Below are 24,028 nucleotides of genomic sequence, written 5' to 3'. Positions count from 1 at the left end.
GGCGGCGGGCGGGCTGTCCCGGGCCCGCCGCTATTCGCGGATCAGCTTGCCGGAATAGACCACCGGACCGGTCGGCTGACCGGTGGGCGAGCCGCCGGCCGGCTCGACCGAGACCGCGAAGGTGCCGGCCGCCAGCGCGTCTCCCCGGGCCGGCAGGATCCGCGCCTTGTCCAGCGCCTTGTCCAGCGCCTTGGCGCCGGTGCCCACGAGGCCGAGGGTCTTGGGGGCCGCGCCGGCGCCGACGTACCAGAGCTCCAGGCTGTGCCCGGACGGGGTCTGCGCGCCCACCGGGCGCACCCGCGCGGTCCCGGCCCGTGTGTCGATGCTGACGAGGAGCGCCGGGGCCTCGCCGCCGCTGCTGACCACCGCCAGGTAGCGGCCGTCGTCCAGCCCGGTGCCGGGACGCGGCCCGCCCACGGCGACGAAGAGGGCGAGCCCGGCCGCCAGGGCCGCGGCCGCGCCGGTGGCCAGGCGCCAGCGCCGGAGGGACCCCTGCAGGGCGCCGATGCGGTCGTCGTTGGCGGCGAGCCCGAGGGACGCGGGCGAACGGCCGGCCCCCGGCCGGCCGGCGGAGGCGTCGGACGCCACCTGCCGGGCGATCGCCGGCCAGACGCCCGGCCCCGGCGCGACTTCGGGGGCCGCGAGGGCGAGGGGCGCCAGGCGGCGCTCCCAGGCGTCGCGCGCCGCGCGGGCGGCGGGATCCACGGCGAGTTCGAGGTCCACGGCCGCGCGCTCGGGCAGCGGCAGCGTGCCGAGCACGTACTCGGCCAGGCGCAGGTCGCGCTCCTCCGGATCGGGGGTCATGGCGCACCGTCCAGGCAGCCGCGCAGGGTCGCGAGGCCGCGATGCAGCCAGGTCTTGATGGTGCTCACGGGGCGGTCGTAGCGCAGGGCGAGATCCTCGCGGGACTGGCCCTCGCAATAGGCCAGCACGATGCAGTCCCGGTGCAGCGCCTCGAGCCGGCCGAGGCAGACCTGCAGCGCGTTGCGCCCGAGGATCGTGCCCTCGCTGTCGTGGGGGTCGGCCAGCCGCTCCACCCAATCCTCCCCGTCCTCGGTCGCCGGCCCCTGGACCTCGCTCCGCCGCCGCACCCCGTCGATCGCCCGGTTGCGCGCGATGGTACAGAGCCAGGCCAGCGGCCGTCCGGCCGCCGGGCTGTAGGAGGCGGCCTTCTGCCAGATGCGCAGGAACACGTCCTGCAGCACGTCCTCGGCCATGCCGCGATCCGACTGGATACGCAGGACGACGCCCAGAAGTTTCGGCGCCGTCCGGTCGTAGAGGGTCCGCAGGGCGGCCTCGTCGCGTCGGCCGATGCGGGCGATGAGGTCCGACAGGACGGCCTCGCTGCGCGCGCCGTCGTCCGCCGAGCGATCGTCAGGCCGGGAACCATCGGGCCGGGAACCATCGGGCCAAGAACCATCGGGCGAGGGAGCATCGGGCAAGGGGCCGCCACGCGGGGAACTGGCACGCAACGGCTGGGCTTCCTCTGTGTCCGGCGCGAGCGCGGTCGGTCCGGGGGCGGTCCTTCGGGCGGGACCGGCTCGACGCAGGTTACCCGAGGCCGCGCCGGCGCGCCACTGCGCGCGCCTCAGCGGCGCTCGTAGAGCAGGCGGGCGCGGATGGTGCCGTCGAGGGCCCGGATCTCCTCCAGCAGACTCTCGGCGCCGGCATCGGTGACGTCGGTCTCCACCACCACGTACCCGACCTCGCCGTCGGTCTGGTAGAACTGCGCCGCGATGTTCACCCCCCGCCGGGCGAAGGTGTCGTTCAGGCGCCCCAGCATGCCCGGAATGTTGCGCTGGACGTGGATCAGGCGCGTGCCGGTGGGACGGGCGGGCAGCTGCACCTGCGGGAAGTTCACGGTGCCGACCGTCGAGCCGATGTCGGAGTAATCGACGAGCTTGCGCGCCACCTCGGAGCCGATGCGCTCCTGCGCCTCCTCCGTCGAGCCGCCGATATGCGGCGTCAGGATCACGTTGGGCAGGCCCTGGAGGGGGCTGACGAAGCGCTCCTGGTTGGAGCCGGGCTCCACCGGGAACACGTCGACGGCGGCGCCCCGCAGGTGGCCGTCACGCAGGGCGCCGGCCAGGGCGTCGAGGTCGACCACGGTGCCGCGCGCGTTGTTGATCAGGAAGGCGCCGGGCTTCATCGCCCGGATCTCGGCCTCGCCGATCATGTTGTGGGTCTCCGGCGTCTCCGGCACGTGGAGGGAGACCACGTCGCTCTGGGCCAGCAGGGTCTCCAGGCTGTCGGTGGGCTCGGTGTTGCCGTGGCGCAGCTTGTCGGTCTGGTCGTAGAACACCACCCGCATGCCCATCGCCTCGGCGAGCGTCGAGAGCTGCGAGCCGATATTGCCGTAGCCGACGATGCCCAGCGTCTTGCCGCGCACCTCCTGCGAGCCGGTGGCGGACTTGTCCCACTCGCCCGCATGGGCGCCCACCGAGCGCGGCACGATCCGGCGCAGCAGCATCACGATCTCGCCGATGACGAGCTCGGCCACCGAGCGGGTGTTCGAGTAGGGCGCGTTGAAGACCGGGATGCCCCGGTGGCGGGCGGCCTCGAGGTCGACCTGATTGGTGCCCACCGAGAAGCAGCCCACCGCCAGCAGGCGCTCGCCATGGGCCAGGGCCGCCGCGTCGAGCTGCGTGCGCGAGCGGATGCCGAGGATGTGCGTGCCCTTCAGCGCCTCGTGCAGGGCCTCCCGGTCCAGCGCCTTGGGCACCCGCACGACGTTGGTGTAGCCGGCGGCGGCGAAGAGTTCGGCGGCGCTGTCGTTGATGCCTTCGAGCAGCAGGACGCGGATCTTGTCCTTCGGGAAGGAGAGTCTTTCGGCCATGATCGTCTTCTTCTGGATGTCGCGCCCGGCGGGGCGGATGCGGCGCCGGGCCTTGGGGCTGCGCGCGACCGTTTGGCGCGCGGCGCGTGGCCCCGAATGGGCCGTGTGAGAAGCCAGTTCACCGGTCCGGTCAAGGCCCGGTCTTGAACATCGGCGGCGATTGTCAGGCCACCCCCTTGACCCGGGGAGCCGGCGCCGGGATGCCGGGGCGACCCGTTTTCGCGCCCGCGGCCCATCCCCGAGCCCCCGCACGGGGAGCCCGCCGTGGAGCCCGCCGAGGAGCCCGCCCGTGAGCCCGCCCATGAGCCAGACAGCCGTGCCCGCCGACCTCCTCGGCCGCCTGGAATCCTGCCTCGGCCGGGGCGGCCTGCTCACGGGCGCGGACGATCTCGCGCCCTACGCGGTCGACTGGCGCCGCCTCTTTCCCGGCCGGCCGGCCGCGGTGGCGCGCCCGGCCGACACGGCGCAGGTCGCCGCCGTGATGGCGGCCTGCCACGCCGCCGGCGTCGCGGTGGTGCCCCAGGGAGGACATACCGGCCTTGCGGGCGGCGCAACGCCGGACGCCTCCGGGGGCCAGGTGGTGCTGTCGCTCGCCCGCATGAACGCGATCCGCCGGGTCGACCCCCTCGGGCTGACCCTGGAGGCGGAGGCCGGCTGCATCCTCGAGGTGGCGCAGGACGCGGCGGAGGCGGAAGGCCGCCTCCTTCCCGTCAGCCTCGCGGCGGAGGGCTCGGCCATGCTCGGCGGCGTCATCGCCACCAACGCGGGCGGCATCAACGTGCTGCGCTACGGCATGACCCGCAACCTCGTCCTCGGGCTCGAGGTGGTGCTGGCCGACGGGACCGTGGTCGACGGCCTGCGCGCCCTGCGCAAGGACAATGCGGGCTACGACTGGAAGCAGCTCTTCATCGGCAGCGAGGGCACGCTCGGCATCGTCACGGCCGCGATCCTGCGCCTCGTGCCGCGCCCGCGCCACACCGCCACGGCGCTGCTCGCGGTGCCGGATCCGGCGGCGGCCCTGCGCCTCCTCCGGGCGGCGCAGGACGCGCTGGGCGACACCATCCAGGCCTTCGAGCTGATCGCGGGCGAGTCCCTCGCCCTGGTGGCCGAGCATGCCGGCCTGGCCAGTCCCATCGCCGAGGCCGGCTGGACCGTGCTGATGGAGGCGGGCTCGAGCCTCGAGGGGCTGCGCGAGGCGGTGGAGACGCTGCTCGGCGAGGCCCTGGAGCGGGGCGACGCCACCGACGGCGTGCTCGCCGAATCCGGCCAGCAGGCCGCCGCCCTCTGGGCCTTGCGCGAGCACATCACCGAGGCCGAGGCCCGGGCCGGCAAGAGCGTCAAGCACGACGTCTCGGTGCCGATCCCGGCGATCCCGGATTTCCTGGCGGCGGCGGGCGAGGCCCTGGCCGCGGGCGCGCCGGGCACCCGGCCGAACATCTTCGGCCACATGGGCGACGGCAACATCCACTACAACGTGATCATCGGCCCCGGCCACGAACCGGACGCCATCAACCGCATCGTCCACGACGCGGTGGCGCGGTTCGGGGGCAGCATCTCGGCCGAGCACGGCATCGGCCAGTACCGGGTCGACGAGCTCGTGCGCCACCGCCGGCCGGAGGAGATGGCGCTCGCCCGCCGGATCAAGGGCGCCCTCGACCCGCGGGGCCTGCTCAACCCCGGCAAGGTGCTGCGCGCCCTGCCCTGAGCGCGGGCCGGGCCGGCGGAAGACGCCGCGGCGTCGAGGCCCCGAGACTGTCGGAATCCGAGCCGGCGACCTATCTCCCGTCTCGACGACCACGCGACACGACGGCAGGAAAGACGCTCCCATGGCCTCGCCCGGTGACTGGAAGATCCCCGCATCCGCCCAGCCCAAGGCCGCCGATTACGGCTACGACCTCGAGCAGGCGCTCACCGCCATCGTGGCGCTCTCGACGCGGGTGCCCCCCGAGGCCTTCACCGCCGAGACGCTCGGCACCGAGCGGGCCGGGAACGGCGTCGTCATCGGCGAGGACGGTCTCGTGCTCACCATCGGCTACCTCGTGACCGAGGCGGATTCCGTCTGGCTCACCACCCATGACGGGCGCTCCGTGCCCGGGCACGTGGTCGGCTTCGACGCGGTCACGGGCTTCGGCCTGGTCCAGGCGCTGGGCGACCTGAAGATCAAGCCGCTGAAGCTCGGGCGCTCGGGTCCGGTCAAGATCGGCGACCGGGCGGTGATGGCCGGGGTCGGCGGCCGGGCGCGCAGCCTCGCCGTCGAGATCGTCGCCCGGCAGGAATTCGCCGGCTACTGGGAATACGTCCTCGACGAGGCCCTGTTCACCGCCCCCTCGCACCCGCACTGGGGCGGGGCGGCGCTGATCGGACCGGACGGGGCGCTCCTCGGCATCGGCTCGCTGCAGCTGCAGCAGGGCGGCACGGCCGGACCCAAGACCATCAACATGATCGTGCCGATCGACCTCCTGACCCCGATCCTCGACGACCTCACCACCCGGGGCCGCGTCGACCGGCCGGTGCGCCCCTGGCTCGGCCTCTATGCCAGCGACGGCGAGGAGGCCGTGGTGGTGATGGGGCTGGCCGACGACGGCCCGGCCGAGGCGGCGGACCTGCGCCCGGGCGACGTCATCGTGGCGGTGGCGGGCGAGCCCGTCTCCGACCTCGCCGGCTTCTTCCGCCAGGTCTGGGCGCTGGGCGAGGCCGGCGTGCGGGTGCCGCTGACGATCCAGCGGGACGGAAAGCCCCTCAAGCTCTCGGTGACCTCCTCGGACCGCGCGCGCTTCCTGGTCTCGCCGCAGCTCCATTGATCCCGATCCCTCCATTGATCGAAGCCCCCGGCGGGTTTATCCCGTGCCGATGACGGACAACGCCATCCATATCGTCGGCGGCGGCCTCGCCGGGTCGGAAGCCGCCTGGCAGATCGCCGAGAGCGGCCACGACGTGGTGCTCCACGAGATGCGCCCCGTGCGCGGCACCGAGGCCCATCACGGGGGCGACTTCGCCGAGCTCGTCTGCTCCAACTCGTTCCGCTCGGACGACGCCAATGGCAACGCCGTCGGACTCCTGCACCAGGAGATGCGCACCTTACGCTCGCTGATCCTGCGCGCGGCCGATGCGCACCAGGTTCCCGCCGGCGGCGCCCTGGCCGTCGACCGCGAGGGCTTCGCCAAGGCCGTCACCGCCGCGATCGAGGCCCATCCGCGCATCCGGATCCTGCGCGCGGAGGTCGAGGGCCTGCCGCCCGAGGCCTGGGGCCGGACCATCATCGCCACGGGTCCCCTCACCGCGCCGTCGCTGGCGCAGGGCATCCGCGAACTCACCGGCGCCGAGTCGCTGGCCTTCTTCGATGCGATCGCGCCGATCGTGCATCGCGAGTCCATCGACATGGGCAAGGCCTGGTTCCAGTCGCGCTACGACAAGGTCGGGCCAGGCGGCACGGGCGCCGACTACATCAACTGCCCGATGAATCGCGAGCAGTACGACGCCTTCATCCAGGCGCTGATCGGCGGCGACAAGATCGGCTTCAAGGAGTGGGAGGCCTCGACCCCCTATTTCGACGGCTGCCTGCCGATCGAGGTCATGGCCGAGCGCGGCCCCGAGACCCTGCGCCATGGCCCGATGAAGCCGGTGGGCCTCACCAACCCGCACGACCCCACCGTGAAGGCCTGCGCCATCGTCCAGCTGCGCCAGGACAACGCGCTCGGCACCCTCTACAACATGGTCGGCTTCCAGACGAAGCTGACCTATTCCGAGCAGGTCCGGGTGTTCCGCACGATTCCGGGCCTGGAGAACGCCGAGTTCGCCCGCCTCGGCGGCCTCCACCGCAACACCTATCTCGACAGCCCCCGCCTCCTCGACGCGACCCTGCGGCTGAAGGCGCGGCCGAGCCTGCGCTTCGCCGGCCAGATCACGGGCTGCGAGGGCTATGTGGAGAGCGCCGCCATCGGCCTGATGGCCGGCCGCTTCGCGGTGGCCGAGGCGCGCGGCGAGACGCTCGTGCCCCTTCCCGCCACCACGGCGCTCGGCGCCCTGATCGGCCACATCACCGGCGGCCACATCGCGGCCGAGGAGGCCGGGTCCCCGCGCTCGTTCCAGCCGATGAACGTGAATTTCGGCCTGTTCCCGCCCCTCGACCACGCCCCGAAGGGCGAAGGCGGCAAGCGTCTGAAGGGTCCGGAGAAGGCGGTGGCCAAGAAGAAGGCCCTCACCGACCGGGCGCGCGCGGATCTCGCGGCCTGGATGGGGATCGACCCGGTGCGGGCGGCGGCGGAGTAGGCCGCCCTCGGCTCATCGCCGTTCGGCGGCCGCTCCGGGCGCGGATGGCGCCGGTCGACAGTCCGCCCACGATCGGCAGGGCTGCGGCGCCTGCGATGGGCAGGGTGAGCGTCGTGGGACTCGATCCTCGCCTCGCATGCGACGGATGGCAGCGTGACCCGCCACAGGCCGGGCCAGGGCCACCAGCAGCTGGATCCAGCGTCCGTCCTTCATGGACCCCGCTTGTCCCTGAGCGGGTGGGATCGCGAACGCGGCACCGACGGTTGCGATCGAGGGGGAGTCGAAGCGTGTCGCGATGAACCGCTTGGCGATGAGTTTCCGGCTCGGACCCCGACCCACGCCTGACGATCCTCGGACGTTGAATCCCCGCATCGTCTCCGGAGCAAGGGTCGGCAGAATCACCCCGGCTCGAACGTGAAGATCCGGCGTCCGGGCAGCTGGCCCGCATCGCCGGTATCGCGAAACCCGACCTTGCGCAGGAGGCCGACGGAGGCCGCGTTCTCGGGGCGGCACTGAGCGATGATGAAGCGGTGGGGGAAGCGCGCGCGCAGCAGGCCCACCGCGGCGGTGACCGCCTCGGTGCCGAGCCCCTGTCCCCGCGCCGCGCCGCCGACCCAGTAGCCGACCTCGACGGCGTGGTCCCCGCGCAGGTGCAGGCCGATCACCGCCGCCAGCGCCCCGTCCGCCCGCAGCCGCGCGCCGAGGAAGCAGTCCTTCGTCACCTTGGCCGGGCCGATGAGCTGGCGCGCATCCGTCAGGGTGAAGGGCGCGGGCAGGAAGTCGACCGCCCCCGTGATGGCCGGGTCGTCGGTCAGCGCGCGCAGGGCCTCCGCGTCGGACGGCACCAGCGGCGCGAGCCGCAGGCGCGCGGTCTCGACCGGCTTGAGGTTCGCGAGGCTGTAGCGCGAGGCGAGCTTGCGGAAGAACATGCCCAGGATTTGCGCCCGCGCGGCCCGGGACACAAGCGGCATCGCGCGCCGCCGGGCACCGTCATCGAAAAACCCGCCCCGGATCGTCTCCGGGGCGGGCTGCGTCGTCAGGGTGTGGGGCGGGTGACGCCTAGGGGTGGATCACCATCGCGCTGAACGGATGCACGTAGGCCTGCAGCATCACGAGGCCGCCCACGAGGCAGGCCAGCACGATCGAGTGCCAGAACACGAAGCGCAGGATCTTGCCCTCCTGGCCGAAATAGCCGGTGGCGGTGGAGGCGACGACGATCGACTGGGCGTCGATCATCTTGCCCATCACGCCGCCCGACGAGTTCGCCGAGGCCATGAGGATGCCCGACAGGCCGAGCTGCTCCGAGGTGATCTTCTGGAGGCCGCCGAAGAGCACGTTCGAGGCCGTGTCCGAACCGGTCAGGGCGACGCCGAGCCAGCCGAGCAGGGTCCCGAAGAACGGGTAGAGGATGCCGGTGCCCGCGAAGGCGAGGCCGAGGGTGGCGTCCACGCCGGCGTAGCGGGTGAGCACGCCCAGGGCCAGCATCGCCGCGATGGTGATGAGCGAGTAGCGCAGCACCCAGATCGTCTCGAGATAGGCCGTCACCAGGCGCAGCGGCGAGAAGCGCATGATGAGGCCGGAGATGAGCGCGGCGAAGAGTACGCCGGTGCCGGTGTAGGACATGTAGGTGAAGGAGAAGACGGCCGCTTCCGGATGGGCCTTCGCCACCACCGGCGGCACCTTCATGATCACGTTGTGCAGGCCCGGCACCTCGTACTTCCAGGTGAAGAGCGGGTTGACGATGCCCTTGAACCAGCCGGTGCCCCAGATCGCCACGATCACCGAGAGGATGATCCACGGCACCCAGGCCATCATGATCTCGCGGGAGGTCGCGGTGCGGCCGCCGAGATCCACCTTGGGCAGGTCGCCGGGCACGGCGGCGCCCACCGAGACGGGACGGCCGCCGTTGACGTAGCCGACCGACGGGTCGTTGCCGCGCAGGGCCGGGGAGGTCCAGATCTCCTTGGGCTGCCAGACCTTGAGGAAGGCCACCAGCGCGGCCATGGAGACCAGGGAGGCGCCGATGTCGACGATCCAGGGGTTCACGTAGTTCGAGATCAGGAACTGGGCCGCCGCGAAGGAGCCGCCGCAGACCAGGATCGGCGGCCAGATCTTCATCATGCCGCGGAAGCCCGCGAACACCCAGATCAGCCAGAACGGCACGAGGATCGAGAAGAACGGCAGCTGCCGGCCGATCATCGCGCCGAGGATGTAGGGGTCGTAGCCCGTCACCGAGGCGAGGCCCTGGATGGGCGCGCCGAGCGCCCCGTAGGCCACCGGCGCCGTGTTGGCGATGAGCGAGAGGCCCGACGCCGCCAGCGGCGAGAAGCCGAGGCCGATCAGGATCGCGCCCGTCACCGCCACCGGGGTGCCGAAGCCGCCCGCGCCCTCGAAGAAGGCGCCGAAGGCGAAGGCCACCAGCAGCAGCTGGAGCCGCCGGTCGGTGGTGATGCCCGCCACCGATTGCTGCAGGGTGCCGAACCAGCCCTTCTCCACCGTCAGGCGGTAGAGGAAGATGACGTTCAGGATGATCCAGCCGATCGGGAACAGCCCGAGCGCCACGCCGTAGGCGGAGGCGCGGGTGGCCAGATCCGCCGGCATGCCGAACAGGAAGACGGCGACGCAGAAGGCCAGCACCAGGGAGAGCACGGCCGCGATATGGGCCTGCACCTTGCCGCTCGCGATCATGCCGAGCAGGGCGATGACGGGCAGCGAGGCGGCGAAAGTCGAGAGCCAGGGGTTCCCGAATGGGTCGTAGACCTGATTCCAGGTGGTCACTGTGTTCACGGGCGCCGTACTCCTCCAGGGCAGCCCGATCTCGTGCCGGGCCTTGTTTCCGTTGCTAGCAGAGCAATCCGGCCGGCTCAACGCGGTTAATCATGTATTCAGAGGGTGTTGCCCGCAGATTCCCCTCCGGCGCCGCGTCGTCCGCGTGCTTTCTCGCGCCGGTCTACGGCGCCGCAGCCCGCGCATTCCTGCCGGGACCGGCGGAACATGCCCCTCCGGCGCTCACTTCCCTGACGAGACCCCGATCGACCGGAAGCGGAGATTTAATCTATGTTTATGCGCGTCGACAAGCTACAGGCCGAGCTGCCCGCCCCGAAGCGGAAGGACCCGAACGCCGCCGCGGCCCTGCAGGAACTGCTCGGAGGCAAGTACGGCGAGATGTCGACTCTGGGAAACTACATGTTCCAGAGCTTCAACTTCCGCAGCAAGTCGAAGCTGCGTCCGTTCTATAGCCTGGTCGCCGCCATCACGGCCGAGGAACTCGGCCATGTCGAGCTCGTCAGCAACGGCGTGGCGATGCTCAACAACGGTCCCGACAACGACGGCGACGAGACGGACGGCGGCGACCTCTCGAAGGCGCCGTTCGAGGACATGAAGGACATTCGCCTCGCGGCCGCCTTCCTGTCGAACGGCGGCGGCGTGACGCCGGTCAACAGCAACGGCGCGTCGTGGAACAACGACTTCATCACCACGACGGGCAACGTCGTGGTGGACCTGCTGCACAACTTCCACCTGGAATGCGGCGCCCGCCTGCACAAGCTGCGCGTCTACGAGACCCTGACGGATCCGACGGGCCGCGAGGTCTGCGGCTACCTGCTGGTGCGCGGCTCGGTCCATGCCCACGCCTACGCCCTGGCCCTGAAGAAGATCACCGGCGTCGAGATCGAGAAGTTCCTGCCGACCCCGAACATCAACCTCGACAAGATCCCCGAATGCCAGAAGTACCTGCAGGAGGGCTCGCACCGCCGGCTCTACACCTTCAGCCCGGGCGACTACACCGAGATGGCCGGCATCTGGGGCAACGGCGAGGTGGCGCTGCCGGGCGACCCGCCGGGCGAGCTCAGCGTCGTCGAGGGCATGCCGGACGGCGGCAAGATCCACCAGCTCACCGGCGTGCCCTCCGCCTTCACCCCGGACTACGCCCCCGAGGAGATGTTCGAGATCGCCGAGAAGCTGACGAAGAAGGCCCGCTGAGCCGGAGCCCTCGGGATCGTCGACGGGGCGGCTCTTCGGAGCCGCCCTTTTTCGCGAGCGCGTTCAGGGACGCGCCGCGTTTCAGCCCCGGCGGGAGGCGCGCCAGAGGGTCCAGAGCCGGCGCCAGCGCGGGATCTCGACCACCGTGTTGAGCGGGTCGTAGCCCGGCCGCTCCATGGCGGCGAGATACGGCTCGACCAGGGCGACCGGCAGGAAGGCGGGGCGCGCGGCCGGCGCGATGGTGGCGCGGGCCGCCTCGTAGGCCTTGAGGTGCCGGCGGGCGAGCGCCCGCAGGTCGGCGGCGGCGCGCAGGAGCCCGGGGCCGCCGCGGCCGGTGACGATGTCCTCGCGGGTGACGCCGTAGGTCTTGAGGATGTCGGCGGGCAGGTAGACCTGGCCGGCGCGGGCGTGCCAGGGCAGCGCCCGCAGCAGGCCGGTGACCCCGTAGGCGACGCCGGCATGCCCGGCCGCCGCCGCTCCGCCGGGCTCGACCCCGTCGCAGAGGACGAGGGCGCCGAGGCGGATCAGGGCCGAGGCGGTCTCGCCGCAATAGCCCTCGAGGTCGTTCACCCGGGGCATCGGGTCCTCGTAGAGGTCGAAGACCCGGGCATCGATCAGATCCACGAAGGGCTGGCGTCCGAGCTTGCGCCGCACGATGGCGTCGTCGAGGGCGGCGGCGACGGGGTTGGCCTTCACGTCGCCGCGGGCCTCGCCCTGGAGGGCGTCGCGCCACCATTGCAGGCGGATCTCGCCGGCCATCGGGTTGGAGGCGGCCTCGCGCACCCGCGCGACGGTGAGGCTGAAGGCGACGAGGGCGAAGAGGTGGGGACGGGCGGATGCCGGCGCGAAGAGGGTGGCGAAGTAGCGGTCGGGATCGCCCTCCCGGACCAGAGCCTCGCAATGCTGGAAGGCGAAGGCGAGGTTGCCCTCGGCCGGGCTGGTCCGGGTGTCCGAATCCGTCATGTCCGGCACTTCATCATGCGACCGCGATCAGGGCGGCGGCGACCTTGCGGTTCTCCGCCACGAGGATGTTGTAGGTGCGCGCCGCGGCCCCCGTCTGCATCACGTCGAGGCCGATGCCCCCCTCCTTGAGCCAGCGCCGGAGCGCATCAGGAAAAGGCGCGATGTCGAGCCCGGTTCCGACGAGGAGCAGTTCGACCGCCCCGGCCTCGGCGAGGATCGGGCGCAGCGCGGTCCGGTCGATGGCGCGGGGCTCGCTCACCTCCCAGGCCCGGATGCCCGACGGCGTGACCAGGATCGAGCCGCGATGCGACATCTCGGCGAAGCGGAAGCCGCCGTTCCCGTAGGCGTCGATGAGGTGGCGCCCGGGGACGAAGCCGTCGTGCAGGCTGCCGGAGGACGCCATGCCGCTCCCCTACTCCGCCGCCTGGGGCACGCGCCCGCCGGCCGGGCGCCCCTGCGCCTTCACCCCCGAGAGCATCAGGCCGAGATAGATCAGCACCGGCGTCGAGACGAAGATCGCCGAGTAGGTGCAGATCACGACGCCGGCCAGCATCACGATGGCGAAGCCGTTGATCGCCTCGCCGCCGAACAGCACCAGGGCGAGGAGCGACAGGAAGGCCGAGGTCGCGGTCATCACCGTGCGCGACATGGTGGAGTTGATCGAGAGGTTGAGGAGCTCCACCGTGGGGATGGTCTTGTAGCGCCGCATCAGCTCGCGGGTCCGGTCGAACACCACCACCGTTTCATTCAGCGAGTAGCCCACGATGGTGAGGATCGCGGCGATCGAGGTCATGTTGAACTCGATGCGGGTGATGACGAAGACGCCGAGCGTCAGCACGATGTCGTGCAGCGTGCCCACGATGGCGCCGAGCGCCAGTTCCCGCTCGAAGCGGAACCAGAGGTAGAACAGCACCGCGAGCACGGACAGCACGACGCCGATGGTGCCCGATTGCACGAGCTCGCCGGAGACGCGCGGTCCCACGGTCTCCGTGCGGCGGAACTCGTAGTCGGCGTCGAAGGCGGCGTGCGCCTTCTGCATCACCGCGGTCTGGCCCTGCTCGCCCGGCTGCAGGGGGAAGCGCACCAGGACGGTGCCCTCAGCCCCGAGCTCCTGCACCTCCGTCTCGCCGAAGCCGAAGCCGTTGGCGGTGTGGCGGACGGCACCGACATCGGCCGTCCTCGCCTTCGCCTGCAGCTCCACCAGGGTGCCGCCCTTGAAGTCGATGCCGAAATTCAGGCCGACGGTGAGGAACAGCACCACCGTCGCCACCGACAGGAGCGCCGAGAGCGGGAAGGTGAGGCGCCGGAAGCGCATGAAGTCGACGTGCGACTCGTCGGGCCAGAGGCGGAGCAGGCGCATGATCGGTCTTTCGGCGATGAGGTCGGCCGGCGGCCCGATGATCGCACACGCTGCTCCGGGCTCCACGTCATTCCGGAGCGCCGCAGGCGAGCCCGGAATCCAGAACCACGGAGGGCGCCCGTCCCGCCGCGTCGGTGCGTCTGGATCCCGGGCTCCGCTTGGCGGCCCCGGGATGACGCGGTGACGTGACGATCGTGCGGATCACGCGAAAACCGGATCGACCTCCCTTTGCGAGCAGTGAACGGACGGACAGCGAAGTTTGGAACGGCAGAACCTTCGGAACGGCAGGGGCTTCAAAAGGGCAAGGCCTTCAGAACGGCAAGGTCTTTCAGAACGGAAGGGCCTTGGGCCGGGCCATGTTGTACCACAGGGCGATCATCATCCGGGTCAGGGTCACGGCGGTGATGACCGTCGTGAGGATGCCGAGGATAAAGACCACGGCGAAGCCCTTCACGGGACCGGAGCCGAGGAAGAACAGGATCAGGGCGGCGATCGCCATGGTCGAGTTCGAATCGATGATGGTGGCGAAGGCCTTGTCGAAGCCGGCCTGGAGCGCGGAGACGATGGAGCGGCCCGCCCGCACCTCCTCGCGCACGCGCTCGTAGATCAGCACGTTGGAATCCACCGCCGTGCCGATGGTGAGCACGATGCCGGCGATGCCCGGCAGGGTCATGGTCGCCTCCAGCACCGACATCAGGCCGAGGATGAGGCCCACATGCACGATGAGGGCGATGTTGGCGAAGAAGCCGAACACCCCGTAGGTGGCGAACATGAAGGCGATGACGAGGACGCCGGCCACCAGGGTGGCGTACTTGCCGGCCTGGATCGAATCGCTGCCGAGGCCGGGGCCGACCACGCGGCGCTCGACCACGGTGAGCTTGGCCGGCAGCGCGCCGGCCCGCAGCAGGATCGAGAGCTCGTTGGCCTGGGCCACGGTGAAGTTGCCGGTGATCTGGCCGGAGCCGCCGGTGATCGGCGTGTTGATGCGGGGGGCCGAGACCACCTCGTTGTCGAGGACGATGGCCATGCGGCGGCCGACATTCTCCGAGGTCGCCTGGCCGAAGCTCTGGGCGCCCTTCAGGTTGAACTTGAAGCTGACCATCGGCTCCTGGGTCTGATGGTCGAAGGCCGGCTGGGCGTCGGTGAGGTCGGCGCCGGAGGCCATCACGCGGCGCTCGACCGGGACGCGGGCGCCCTTCTCGTCCTTGGAGGGCAGCAGGTCGACGTCGCCGGAGGGCGAATCCGCCAGCATGCGGAACTCGAGCTTGGCCGTCTTGCCGAGCTGGTCCTCCAGCTTCTGCGGATCCTGGAGGCCGGGGACCTGGACGAGGATGCGGTCGGCGCCCTGCTGCTGGATCGAGGGCTCCTTGGTGCCGCCGAAATCGATGCGGCGGCGGATGACCTCGATGGCCTGGGTCACGGCCCGGCGCGTCCGGTCGGTGAGGCCCGCATCCGTGAGGGTGAGCTGGATCACGCCCTCGGGCTTCTCGGCGAGGGCGAGGGTCTGGCCGCCGCCCTGGCTCACCAGGGCGTTGGAGAGCGGCTGCGAGAGCTCGCGCAGCTTCGGCAGCACCTTGGCGCGGGCGGCCTCGTTCGTGATCCGGAGCTGGACGCCGCGCGGGATGATCTGGATGCCGCCCTCCGGCGTCACGCCGCCGGCCTCGCGCAGGACCCGGCGGACGTCGTCGCGCAGGGCCGTCGTCAGGGACTTGGCGAGGTCGGTCTGGTCGACCTCGAGCAGGAGCTGCGAGCCGCCCTGGAGGTCGAGGCCGAGCACGATCGCGCGCTGCGGCACGATCCAGCTCGGGAACCAGCCCGGCAGGGAGGCCATGAAGCCGGCCCGCTGCTCGGCCGAGAAGAAGCTCGGCACGGCGAGGCTGAGGCCGATCAGGATGACGGCCAGCGTCGTGACGATCTTGGTTCTCGAGAAGCGCAGCATCCGCCGGTACCGTCCTGTGTCCGTTTTTTCCAGTGGCGATGCAGGCCGAAAGCGGCCCGCATGCCCGGGTCGCCGCCCTCAGGCGGCCTTGACCGGCGCGCCCTTGACGCGGACTTCCGTGATCATCGTGCGCACCACCTTGACGCGGACGTTGGGCGCGATCTCGACCTCGATCTCCGAGGCCTCGTCGGCGACCTTGGTGACGCGGCCGACGATGCCGCCGCTGGTGACGACGGTGTCGTCGCGGCGCACGTTCTTGACCAGGTTCTGATGCTCCTTCACGCGGCGCTGCTGCGGGCGGAGGATCAGGAAGTACATGATGACGAAGATGAGGACGAACGGCACCACCTGCAAGGCGATGTCCGCTCCGCCAGCGGCCGAGGTGGCCCCTTGCGCGAAGGCGGGGGTGATCAAGCGGGTGACTCCTCGAGGATAAGGCCCGCGCCGCCGGACCCTCGGTCGAGGGGGCGTCCGGGCTTGCCAAAAAGCGCGCGGACTATAGCCAGGGCCTAAGTGAAAGCAACGCCGCACGGGTGAGGCGAATGGGTCGCCGGCCCGCAAATCGCCGGCCGCGACGCGATTTATCGGGTTCATCGCGGCGCCCCGGCACCGTAAAGCACGGCACCCGCCGCTGGACCCGAGTCCGAGGAGCCGTCCATGACCGCCACGCCCCCCGCCGCCGATGCGGCCGCCCTCGCGGCGTTCCTGCCCGTGCCGGAGTTCCTGCCGGTGCTGGAGCGGATCGCCGCCGCCCTGGAGCGCGCCGCCCCCGCCCCGCGCGCCGCCGTCGACCTGAACGCGGCGGACGCCTTCCTGTGGGGGCCGGAGCGCCGGCTGATCCCGGTGCCCCGCGTCAACCGGGTGGCGATCGGCCTCCTCACCGGCATCGACCGGGCCCGCGACACCCTGGTGGAGAACACCCAGCGCTTCGCCGATGGCCTGCCGGCCAACAATGCCCTGCTCTGGGGCGCGCGCGGCATGGGCAAGTCCTCGCTGGTCAAGGCGGCGCATGCGCAGATCAACGCCGCGCGGGCGCCCGGCGCCCGGCCCCTGAAGCTCGTGGAGATCCACCGCGAGGACATCGAGGCCCTGCCCGACCTGATGGCGACCCTGCGGGGCGACGCCCACCGCTGGATCGTCTTCTGCGACGACCTCTCCTTCGACGGCGACGACACCTCGTACAAGTCCCTGAAGACGGCCCTCGACGGCGGCATCGAGGGACGGCCCGAGAACGTGCTGTTCTACGCCACCTCGAACCGGCGCCACCTGCTGGCCCGGGACATGGTGGAGAACGAGCGCTCCACGGCGATCAATCCGGGCGAGGCGGTGGAGGAGAAGGTCTCGCTGTCCGACCGCTTCGGCCTCTGGCTCGGCTTCCACAAGTGCAGCCAGGACGAGTACCTGGCGATGATCCGCGCCTACGTGGAGCGCCACGGCCTCCGGGCCGAGCCGGACCGCGTGCGCGCCGAGGCCCTCGAATGGGCGACCACCCGCGGCTCCCGCTCGGGGCGCACCGCCTTCCAGTTCATCCAGGATCTGGCCGGCCGCCTGGGGCAGCGGCTGGAGGATTAGCCTTCCGCCGACGCCGAAGGGGCAGGGAGCCTTCGCCCCCTGCCCCTCGTCCTTGTCCCCCGCCCCTCGGGCACGGTCCGAGAACCGGGCCGCGCCGAAGTGGCGAGACGATCAATCCTTGAGGTCGGCCGGGACCTTGCCGCCGTTCTCCTCGAGCTTCTTGATCACCTGCTTGTGCAGCCAGACGTTCATCGTGGCCGAGTCCTCCTTGTCGCCGGTGTAGTGCAGCTCGTCGGCGAGCTGCTTGCGGGCGGTGAGGCTCGAATCGAGGTCGAGGAGCTTCATCAGGTCGACGATCGAGGTGCGCCAGTTCAGGGTCTGCGAATTCTTCGCGGCCATGCCGTTGAGCACCTCCTCGACGTCGACGGGGCCGCCGGCCGGGGTGCCGGCGCCGGTCGAGGCGGGGGCGTCCGAGCCGCCGGCGGAGGGCTGGGCGCCTGCCTCGGAGGGCTTGGCCTGCGCGTCGCCGCCGCCGAAGGGATGGAGGATCTTGCTGACGATGCTGCCGAGGAGGCTCATGGCGGGTGTTCCCTCAATCTTATGGCGGCGGCCGGTGCCGCGACGGGGTGACAACGGGGTGGGTCCGCCCGCGTTCCCGCACCGGCACAGATCAGGGGCGGCCTGGACGAGATCGAACGGGCGTTCGAGGGGGCCGGCCGGCCCCGCCGCCCTTCGTCCGCGGGAGATTCATCGTCTCCCGTCGTCGCCCGAGGGAGACGACAATGCCAAACATGCGCGACCGGACCCCGAGACCGGAGGGGATTCTTGCGCCGGAGCCCCGCGCATGCCACTGCGCGGCATCCTCGTTCCCGGCCCCGCCGCACGCCGCCCCGCGTCCGGCGGGGCCGCCCCTGACCGGACCCCTCCGATGCGCCTGACCCGCCGTGCCGCCACTCTCGCCCTCGCCACCGCCCTCGCCGCGGGCGCGGGCCTCCCCGCCGCCCGGCCGGCCGCGGCGCAGAGCGCCGCGCCGGTCGCGGTGCGCATCGGCGTCATCCCGGTGATCGGCGCGGCGCCGGTCTTCGTGGCCAACGGCGAGGGCTGGCTCAAGGAGGCGGGCCTCGCCCCCACCTTCACCACCTTCGAATCCGGCCCAAACATGATCCAGGCCCTGGCCTCGGGCACCATCGACGTCTACGTCGCCGGCGTCGCGCCCCTGGCCGTCGCCCGCACCAAGGGCATCGACGTGCGCGTGGTGGCCGCTACCGCCATCGAGGAGATGGTGTTCGTGGCGAGCCCCAAGCTCGCCCCCTACTTCGCCGACGGCGCCGACAAGGGAGAGGCCTTCGCGAAGTTCCGGGCCAAGGAGGGCAAGGCCGCCCGCCTCGCGACCCAGCCGGCGGGCTCGGTCCCCAACACCACCCTGCAGCACTGGCTCTGGCAGGTGGCCAAGGCCGACAAGGCCAATGCCGAGGTGGTGGCGATGGGCATCGACGCGACCCAGCAGGCGATGCTGGCCGGGGCCGTCGACGGCGCCTCGATCCGCGAGCCGGCGCTCACCATCGTGCAGATGCGCAACCCCGGCATCAAGCTCATCGCCACCGGGGGCGAGATGTTCCCCGACCAGCCGGGCACCGTGGTGGGGGTGTTCGGCGCCTTCGCGGACAAGAACCCCGCCGCCGTGGAAGGCCTCGTGAAGGCCGTGGTGCGGGCCACCGAACTCCTGAAGAGCGACCCGGCCCGGGCGGCCAAGCCCGTGGAGGCGGCGCTCGGCAAGGGCATCACCGATCTCGCCACCATCACCAAGGCCATCACCTCGCCGGCCGCCAAGTTCACGGCGGATCCCCGTGCGATCATCGAGGCCACGAAGAAGATGCAGGCCTACCAGGTCTCCATCGGCACCCTCGACAAGGACGTGCCCCTGGAGGGCCTGTTCGAGCCGAAATACTACGAGGCCGCCACCAAGCGCTGAGGCGGCGCGGTTTCGCGAGGGGTTCGCCCGAGGGCCTACTCGGCGGCGAACAGGCCCGGCAGGCCGGCTTCCGGCGCCGCCGGGGTGCCGGACCTCGCCTCGAGGGGGGCCTTCGGGTCGCCCGGCCCGGTCTCGCAGTTCAGGGCCGGCAGGGCGACGATGCGGTTGCCGCGGTAATCCATGCGGCACACGATGGTGCCGCGGGTCTCCACATAGGCGAGCAGGCGCTTGGCGCGGCCGGGCGAGCGGCTGCCGATGGCGCGCGCCAGGGCTTCGTCGCCGGGGCAGGGCTCGCCGGCCAGAGCCGCGCGGGCGAGGAGCAGGAACAGGCCCTGGACCTCGTCCGGCAGGGTGGCGGCGACGCCCTGCGCCTCCTCCCAGCGCCCGTCCGCCTCGTCCGGGGCGACGTCGGCCCCGTCGAGCCCGGCCCGGGCGACGCCGAGGCGGCGGCGGAAGGCGGCGAGGCTGATCGCCTCGCCGTCGAGGCCGCGCATCCGGCAGCGCACGAGGAAGTCCTGGTAGACCACCGCCACCGGCTGGCCGCCGGCATCCGGGTCGGCGGCGATGCCGCGCAGGACGCCGTCGAGCCCGGCCCGGACCGCCTCCTCGCTCAGGGGCTCGGGCGCCTCCACCGGCTCGGGGCGGTAGGCGCTGAGCTCGCGCATGAGATCGGCCGGCGTGGCGCGCGGGGTCGGCGGCGTGCGCGGCGCCGGGGCCCAGCCCTGCGCCGGCTCGTCGGGCGCGCGGGTGAGGATGAGGGCGCGCAGGTCCGCATCCGCCGGGGCCGGCAGCGGCACCAGCTTCGGGGACCCTGAACGCGCCGAGGTGGTGACCGGGCCGATGCGCAGGGCGAGCGGCCGGCGGCTCAGCGCCGGCCCGAGCGCCACGAACTCGCCGCGCGACAGATCGCGAAAACGCTCGGCGCCGCGCCGGTCGAGGCCGAGCAGGTCGGCGGCCCGCGCCATGTCGATGTCGAGGAAGGTGCGGCCCATCAGGAAGTTGGTGGCCTCGGCCGCCACGTTCTTGGCGAGCTTGGCCAGACGCTGCGTGGCGATGATGCCGGCCAGGCCCCGCTTGCGGCCCCGGCACATCAGGTTGGTCATGGCGCCGAGCGAGGCCTTGCGGGCCTCGTCCGAGACGTCGCCGGCCGCGGCCGGGGCGAAGATCTGGGCCTCGTCGACCACGATGAGGGCCGGGTGCCAGTGGGTGCGCTCGGCCTCGAACAGGCCGCCGAGGAAGGCGGCCGCGGCGCGCATCTGCGCCTCCATGTCGAGGCTCTCCAGGGTGAGCACCACCGAGACCCGGTGCGCCCGCACCCGTGCGGCGATGGCCTGGAGGTCGGCCTCCCCGTGGGCGCCGTCCACCACCACGTGGCCGTAGGCCTCGGCCAGCGTGACGAAGTCGCCCTCGGGGTCGATCACCACCTGCTGCACCGCGCCCGCGCTCTGCTCCAGCAGGCGCCGCAGCAGGTGCGACTTGCCCGAGCCGGAATTGCCCTGGACCAGGAGACGCGTGGCCAGGAGTTCCTCGAGATCGAGGCGCGCGGGCTCCGCGCCCGGCCCCATGCTCAGACCCATCTCGATGCCGACCGTCATACCTGCTCCGGCTCCCGCGCCGAGGCTCGTCCCCGGCGCTCCTCAAGGCTCTCGCACGAAGGTCTTAACACGCGTGCCCTCCGGCAGGTCCGTTCCGGACGGGCGGCGTCCACAGGCCAGGGGCCGCAGCCGGGCGGCCGGGCGACCCCGGCAAGGCCGTTTTGTTCGATTTTCGTTCGCGATCATCAGCCGGGCTCGGCGTATTGTCCTAGGTATCTCAGCCTATGACCATCGTCCTAGGCCTTAAAGCTCATGCCCGGCCTCCTCTCGGCGAGGGCCTGGAACGGATGGGAAACATCGGATCCGGGGGCGTCCAACAGGGGCATCCCGCCAGGGGGGCATCCCGCCGGTCGGCCGGCCGGCCGGCATTAAGTTGCACACGAACCCGGGAACGGCCCTTGCCGGCCGGCCGGGCCGATCCAGGTAGGGAGGGATGAACCCGATCCTCGTCGTCGCCCTCGTCTGCGCCTCCACCGTCCAGGCTCCGGATTGCTCCCGCGAGACGGCGCTCGACATCATCACCGGCCCGGCCCACACCCTGCAGGAATGCCTGATTCAGGGGCCGGTGCTCGCGGCGAATGCGGGGCATGGCAGCGAGCCGGGCACCTACGTGAAGACGCGCTGCGAACCGCGGCGCTGAGCCGGTCGGAACGGAGCCGCCGATGGACGATGTCAGCCCCGAACGCGCGGTGACGATCCGCCTGCGCGCCCGTCTCGCGGTGGTGGAGCGCGCCGCCTGGTTCGGCCTCGTCCAGGCCATGCGCGCGCAGCCGGCCGAGACCGAGGCCTATCTCGCCGCCGAGCGGGCCAAGTGCGCCGAGGGCTTCGGCCGGCGCGGCTGGGCCGCCGACCTGACGGAGGCCGAGCGCGCGATGCTCGGCGCCGAGGTCGATGCGGGACTCGCCGGCCTCATCGCGGATGCCAAGGCGGAAGCCGGCCAGACCTGAGCCGACGCGCGTCCGATCCTCATCCCCCGAAGCAGTCCGCCCAGGCCGGCGGCCCGGCCCATCCGGGCGGCACCGTCGCCCGATGCACGCCGATCGCCACCGCGCGGGCCAGCGTGCGCGCCGCCGCGTCGCCGATCCGGGCGAGGTCCGTGACCGGGTCGGCCAGGGCGACCCGGCCGGTGGAGACGGCAAACACCACGTCGCCGTCGAGCGGCGTGTGCACGGGGTGGATCGCCCGGGCGAGGCCGTCCTGCGCCATCACGGCGAGGCGGCGCGCCTGCGCCTTGGTGAGGGCGGCGTCGGTGGCGACCACCGCCAGGGTCGTGCTCGCCCCGGGCAACCCCTTGCGCGGCGGCCAGTCGAAGGCGTCGGCGGGCATCGCGGCGGGAAACCCCAATCCACCGAACTCCCCGCCGATCTCGCCGCCGATCTCGTAGGGGCCGGCCCAGAAATGCGGCCCCGCCCCCACCGTCACCCGGCCGAAGGCGTTCACCGCCACCAGGGCGCCGACCCGGAGGCTCAAGCCCGCCACCGCCGCCGAGGCGGAGCCGATCCCGCCCTTCAGGTTCGCGGTGGCGGCTCCCGTCCCGGCCCCGACGGAGCCGAGGGCGACGTCGCGGGTCGCCGCCACCGCCGCCGCATGGCCGAGGTCGCGGTAGGGCGCGTACCGGCCCCAGGCCTTGTCGCCGCCGTTGAGGAGGTCGAACAGGATCGCGGCCGGCACGATCGGCACCCGGGCCGGGCCGATGGCGAAGCCGCGCCCGGTCTCGGCCAGATGCGCGGCGACGCCGGCGGCCGCGTCGAGGCCGAAGGCCGAGCCGCCGGAGAGCACCAGGGCGTCGATGCGCTCCACGCTGCGCTCCGGATCGAGGAGGTCGGTCTCCCGGGTGCCGGGGCCGCCGCCGCGCACGTCGACGCCGGCCACCACGGGTTCGTCGAACAGGAGCGCGGTGACGCCGCTGGCGAGGCGCGGATCGGTGGCGTGGCCGACCCGGATGCCGGCGATGTCGGTGATGCGGTTGGTCGGCACGGCGCCTCCGGTGTGTCTCGGTGCACCATCCGACCGGATGGTCCGCCCGCGTCGAGTCATACGCGAATCCCACGAATGCCGGCCGGTCTCTTCGGGAGGGCGGCGTCCGGCTTCGCTCGGCCTATGCCGACGGCGCCGGTCCGGTCCTGAGATAGGCGGCCATGTGGGGTACGTAATCGGCCTCGCCGATCGCGAGCCCCTGGTTTCGCAGAATGGCGTAGGCCGTGACGACGTGGAAGGAGAACTGGGGCAGCGCCCAGTCGCGCGCATAGGTTTCGCCCGTCATGTCGAATGCCAGGCCGTCCGGAAGCTCGATCGCGATCGCCAGCGTATCCCCGGCGTCGAGGGCGTCGTGGGTCAGACCGTCCAGATGGGACAGAGCCTCGTCGATCCGGGCCCGCGCATCGGCCAGCGATCCGGGGGCGTCGCCGGCGTTGCGCCCCTCGGCCGCCACCAAGGCGAGCGACGGGGGGATGGCCTGTCCGCGCAGGCGGAAGGTCGCTTCCTGCGCCTGATAGGCGGCGAAGTGCACCTGCGCGGCGAGGGGAAACATGTCCGGGGCCAAGCGCGCCGAGAGCAGGTCCTCGGCCCGCGCCGGCGCCTGTCGTTCGGCCGTGTCCAGCAATCCGGCGAGGGTCTTCAGCATGTTCCGGTAGGTCGGCACGAGAAGGTCGGTCAGCGGCATCGTGATCTCCGGACCGGCGGTCGTCGGTTCGGGCTTGGGCGCCACGCAAAAACCCTTCAGCCGGCCCGCGCCTGCCGGGCGGCGCGGGTGGCGTCGACGGCGTAGATCGCCAGCGCCAGCCAGATCAACCCGAACAGCAGGGCGCGGTGCGGCTCCAGCCGCTCGCCGTAGACGAGGGTGCTCAAGATCAGGAGGCAGGAGGGGGCGAGGTACTGCATCAGCCCGAGGGTGGCGAGGGTGAGCCGCTCGGCGGCCGCCGCGAACCAGATCAGGGGCAGCGCCGTGGTGGCCCCGGTGAGCAGGACGAGGCCGGCGCGCACCGGGTCGCCCTGGATCACGGGGGGCGCGAAACCCGCGAGGTAGATCAGCGCCACCGGCAGGAGCACCAGCGTCTCGGCGGCGAAGCCCACCATGGCGTCGACGCCGACGACCTTGCGGGCGAGCCCGTAGAGCGAGAAGCTGGCCGCCAGGGCGAGCGAGACCCAGGGCAGGCTCCCCGCCAGGACGACGGCCAGGAGCACGGCGCCGGCGGCCAAAGCCACGGCCCCGGCCTGGACCGGGCGCAGGCGCTCGCCGAGCACCACGGCGCCGAGGGCCACGCTCATCAGCGGGTTGATGAAGTAGCCGAGACTGGCGTCGAGCATGTGCCCGGACTGCACGGCCTGGAGGTAGAGGAGCCAGTTCACGCCGATCAGACCGGCCGACAGGACGAGGAGCCCGTGCCGGCGCACCAGGGGGAAGGGGTTCCGGATCCGGCGGCGCAGGGCCACGAGCAGGCCGGCGACGAGGAGGCTCGACCAGACGATGCGGTGGGCCAGGATGCTGGGGGCCGGCACGGCGTCGAGCAGGCGGAAATGCACCGGGACCACGAGGCCCCAGCTCAGATAGGCGCCGAGCGCGTAGATCAGACCCAAAGGCCGCCTCCCCTTGCCGGCCCGT

At 72.1% G+C, this 24,028-nt stretch carries 23 protein-coding genes; 8 read left to right on the top strand and 15 right to left on the bottom strand.

All coding sequences use genetic code 11. The features are described 5' to 3' along the window. Positions 1-30: 30 nt before the first annotated feature. The 3 genes from ACLBWX_RS10465 to serA all read right to left on the bottom strand — a co-directional run bounded on the left by ACLBWX_RS10465 (position 31) and on the right by serA (position 2,836). Positions 31-804 carry an anti-sigma factor gene (locus tag ACLBWX_RS10465; protein ID WP_447677000.1) on the bottom strand — a complete coding sequence of 258 codons (774 nt, stop codon included), beginning with the start codon at positions 802-804 and terminating at the stop codon, positions 31-33. Further along, a complete protein-coding gene (locus ACLBWX_RS10460) occupies positions 801-1,334 on the bottom strand; it encodes a sigma-70 family RNA polymerase sigma factor (protein ID WP_447677106.1) in 534 nt (177 codons plus the stop codon). Before ACLBWX_RS10460 ends, ACLBWX_RS10465 begins: the two co-directional genes overlap by 4 nt. A 254-nt stretch (positions 1,335-1,588) precedes the next feature. Next, positions 1,589-2,836, bottom strand: a complete 1,248-nt coding sequence (gene serA, locus ACLBWX_RS10455) for a phosphoglycerate dehydrogenase (protein WP_447676999.1) — start codon at positions 2,834-2,836, stop codon at positions 1,589-1,591. 301 nt (positions 2,837-3,137) lie between these two features. On the opposite strand from serA, the gene ACLBWX_RS10450 reads away from it, so the two are divergent. The 3 genes from ACLBWX_RS10450 to trmFO all read left to right on the top strand — a co-directional run bounded on the left by ACLBWX_RS10450 (position 3,138) and on the right by trmFO (position 7,105). Further along, positions 3,138-4,541 carry an FAD-binding oxidoreductase gene (locus ACLBWX_RS10450; RefSeq protein WP_447676998.1) on the top strand — a complete coding sequence of 468 codons (1,404 nt, stop codon included), beginning with the start codon at positions 3,138-3,140 and terminating at the stop codon, positions 4,539-4,541. A 121-nt stretch (positions 4,542-4,662) separates the two neighbouring features. Continuing rightward, positions 4,663-5,637: a S1C family serine protease gene (locus tag ACLBWX_RS10445; RefSeq protein WP_447676997.1), complete on the top strand. Its 975-nt coding sequence runs from the start codon at positions 4,663-4,665 to the stop codon at positions 5,635-5,637. Positions 5,638-5,686: 49 nt separating this feature from the next. Then, positions 5,687-7,105 carry a methylenetetrahydrofolate--tRNA-(uracil(54)-C(5))-methyltransferase (FADH(2)-oxidizing) TrmFO gene (gene trmFO, locus ACLBWX_RS10440; RefSeq protein ID WP_447677105.1) on the top strand — a complete coding sequence of 473 codons (1,419 nt, stop codon included), beginning with the start codon at positions 5,687-5,689 and terminating at the stop codon, positions 7,103-7,105. A gap of 398 nt (positions 7,106-7,503) precedes the next feature. Here the strand turns inward: trmFO and ACLBWX_RS10435 are convergent, their stop codons facing one another. After that, positions 7,504-8,034, bottom strand: coding sequence for a GNAT family N-acetyltransferase (locus tag ACLBWX_RS10435; protein ID WP_447677104.1), 531 nt, complete (start codon positions 8,032-8,034; stop codon positions 7,504-7,506). A 130-nt stretch (positions 8,035-8,164) separates the two neighbouring features. Continuing rightward, positions 8,165-9,883, bottom strand: coding sequence for an L-lactate permease (locus ACLBWX_RS10430; protein ID WP_447677103.1), 1,719 nt, complete (start codon positions 9,881-9,883; stop codon positions 8,165-8,167). Positions 9,884-10,162: 279 nt separating this feature from the next. Here ACLBWX_RS10430 and ACLBWX_RS10425 point away from each other — a divergent pair, with 279 nt between their 5' ends. Continuing rightward, the gene (locus ACLBWX_RS10425) at positions 10,163-11,086 is read left to right on the top strand and encodes a manganese catalase family protein (protein ID WP_447676996.1); all 924 of its coding nucleotides are present in this window, start codon (positions 10,163-10,165) and stop codon (positions 11,084-11,086) included. Between the two features lie 81 nt (positions 11,087-11,167). Here ACLBWX_RS10425 and ACLBWX_RS10420 read toward each other — a convergent pair whose 3' ends face one another. From ACLBWX_RS10420 to yajC, 5 genes are all read right to left on the bottom strand, one after another. Then, on the bottom strand, positions 11,168-12,049 hold the full coding sequence (locus ACLBWX_RS10420) for a phytoene/squalene synthase family protein (RefSeq protein ID WP_447676995.1): 882 nt from the start codon (positions 12,047-12,049) through the stop codon (positions 11,168-11,170). A gap of 13 nt (positions 12,050-12,062) precedes the next feature. Next, complete coding sequence (locus tag ACLBWX_RS10415; RefSeq protein ID WP_447676994.1) at positions 12,063-12,452, bottom strand: Mth938-like domain-containing protein; 390 nt, start codon at positions 12,450-12,452, stop codon at positions 12,063-12,065. Between the two features lie 9 nt (positions 12,453-12,461). Continuing rightward, on the bottom strand, positions 12,462-13,409 hold the full coding sequence (secF, locus tag ACLBWX_RS10410; RefSeq protein WP_447676993.1) for a protein translocase subunit SecF: 948 nt from the start codon (positions 13,407-13,409) through the stop codon (positions 12,462-12,464). A gap of 328 nt (positions 13,410-13,737) precedes the next feature. Beyond that, positions 13,738-15,348 (bottom strand): protein translocase subunit SecD, encoded by a 1,611-nt coding sequence (secD, locus tag ACLBWX_RS10405; RefSeq protein ID WP_447676992.1) that lies wholly within the window; start codon positions 15,346-15,348, stop codon positions 13,738-13,740. Positions 15,349-15,426: 78 nt separating this feature from the next. Continuing rightward, the gene (gene yajC, locus ACLBWX_RS10400) at positions 15,427-15,762 is read right to left on the bottom strand and encodes a preprotein translocase subunit YajC (protein ID WP_447676991.1); all 336 of its coding nucleotides are present in this window, start codon (positions 15,760-15,762) and stop codon (positions 15,427-15,429) included. A gap of 243 nt (positions 15,763-16,005) precedes the next feature. Between yajC and ACLBWX_RS10395 the strand changes: the two genes are divergently transcribed. Then, positions 16,006-16,920 carry an ATP-binding protein gene (locus ACLBWX_RS10395; RefSeq protein ID WP_447676990.1) on the top strand — a complete coding sequence of 305 codons (915 nt, stop codon included), beginning with the start codon at positions 16,006-16,008 and terminating at the stop codon, positions 16,918-16,920. 111 nt (positions 16,921-17,031) lie between these two features. Here ACLBWX_RS10395 and ACLBWX_RS10390 read toward each other — a convergent pair whose 3' ends face one another. Continuing rightward, entirely contained in the window at positions 17,032-17,439 is a 408-nt protein-coding gene (locus tag ACLBWX_RS10390) for a DUF3597 domain-containing protein (protein WP_447676989.1), read from the bottom strand. A gap of 349 nt (positions 17,440-17,788) precedes the next feature. On the opposite strand from ACLBWX_RS10390, the gene ACLBWX_RS10385 reads away from it, so the two are divergent. Then, entirely contained in the window at positions 17,789-18,832 is a 1,044-nt protein-coding gene (locus tag ACLBWX_RS10385; RefSeq protein ID WP_447676988.1) for an ABC transporter substrate-binding protein, read from the top strand. 35 nt (positions 18,833-18,867) lie between these two features. Here ACLBWX_RS10385 and ACLBWX_RS10380 read toward each other — a convergent pair whose 3' ends face one another. Next, positions 18,868-20,427, bottom strand: coding sequence for a helicase HerA domain-containing protein (locus tag ACLBWX_RS10380; RefSeq protein ID WP_447676987.1), 1,560 nt, complete (start codon positions 20,425-20,427; stop codon positions 18,868-18,870). Between the two features lie 433 nt (positions 20,428-20,860). Between ACLBWX_RS10380 and ACLBWX_RS10375 the strand changes: the two genes are divergently transcribed. Together ACLBWX_RS10375 and ACLBWX_RS10370 are read left to right on the top strand one after the other, a co-directional pair. Further along, a complete protein-coding gene (locus ACLBWX_RS10375; RefSeq protein WP_447676986.1) occupies positions 20,861-21,067 on the top strand; it encodes a hypothetical protein in 207 nt (68 codons plus the stop codon). A gap of 22 nt (positions 21,068-21,089) precedes the next feature. Further along, positions 21,090-21,374 carry a hypothetical protein gene (locus tag ACLBWX_RS10370; protein WP_447676985.1) on the top strand — a complete coding sequence of 95 codons (285 nt, stop codon included), beginning with the start codon at positions 21,090-21,092 and terminating at the stop codon, positions 21,372-21,374. A gap of 19 nt (positions 21,375-21,393) precedes the next feature. Here ACLBWX_RS10370 and ACLBWX_RS10365 read toward each other — a convergent pair whose 3' ends face one another. The 3 genes from ACLBWX_RS10365 to rarD form a co-directional block, all read right to left on the bottom strand. After that, the gene (locus tag ACLBWX_RS10365) at positions 21,394-22,404 is read right to left on the bottom strand and encodes a P1 family peptidase (RefSeq protein WP_447676984.1); all 1,011 of its coding nucleotides are present in this window, start codon (positions 22,402-22,404) and stop codon (positions 21,394-21,396) included. Positions 22,405-22,525: 121 nt separating this feature from the next. Continuing rightward, positions 22,526-23,089, bottom strand: a complete 564-nt coding sequence (locus ACLBWX_RS10360; protein WP_447676983.1) for a DUF1993 domain-containing protein — start codon at positions 23,087-23,089, stop codon at positions 22,526-22,528. 56 nt (positions 23,090-23,145) lie between these two features. Beyond that, positions 23,146-24,003, bottom strand: a complete 858-nt coding sequence (rarD, locus tag ACLBWX_RS10355; RefSeq protein ID WP_447676982.1) for an EamA family transporter RarD — start codon at positions 24,001-24,003, stop codon at positions 23,146-23,148. Positions 24,004-24,028: the final 25 nt, after the last annotated feature.

Source organism: Methylobacterium sp. M6A4_1b (genome assembly GCF_053345175.1).
The sequence above is the reverse complement of the archived record's forward strand: the minus strand, read 5'-3'. Positions and strand labels throughout refer to the sequence as shown.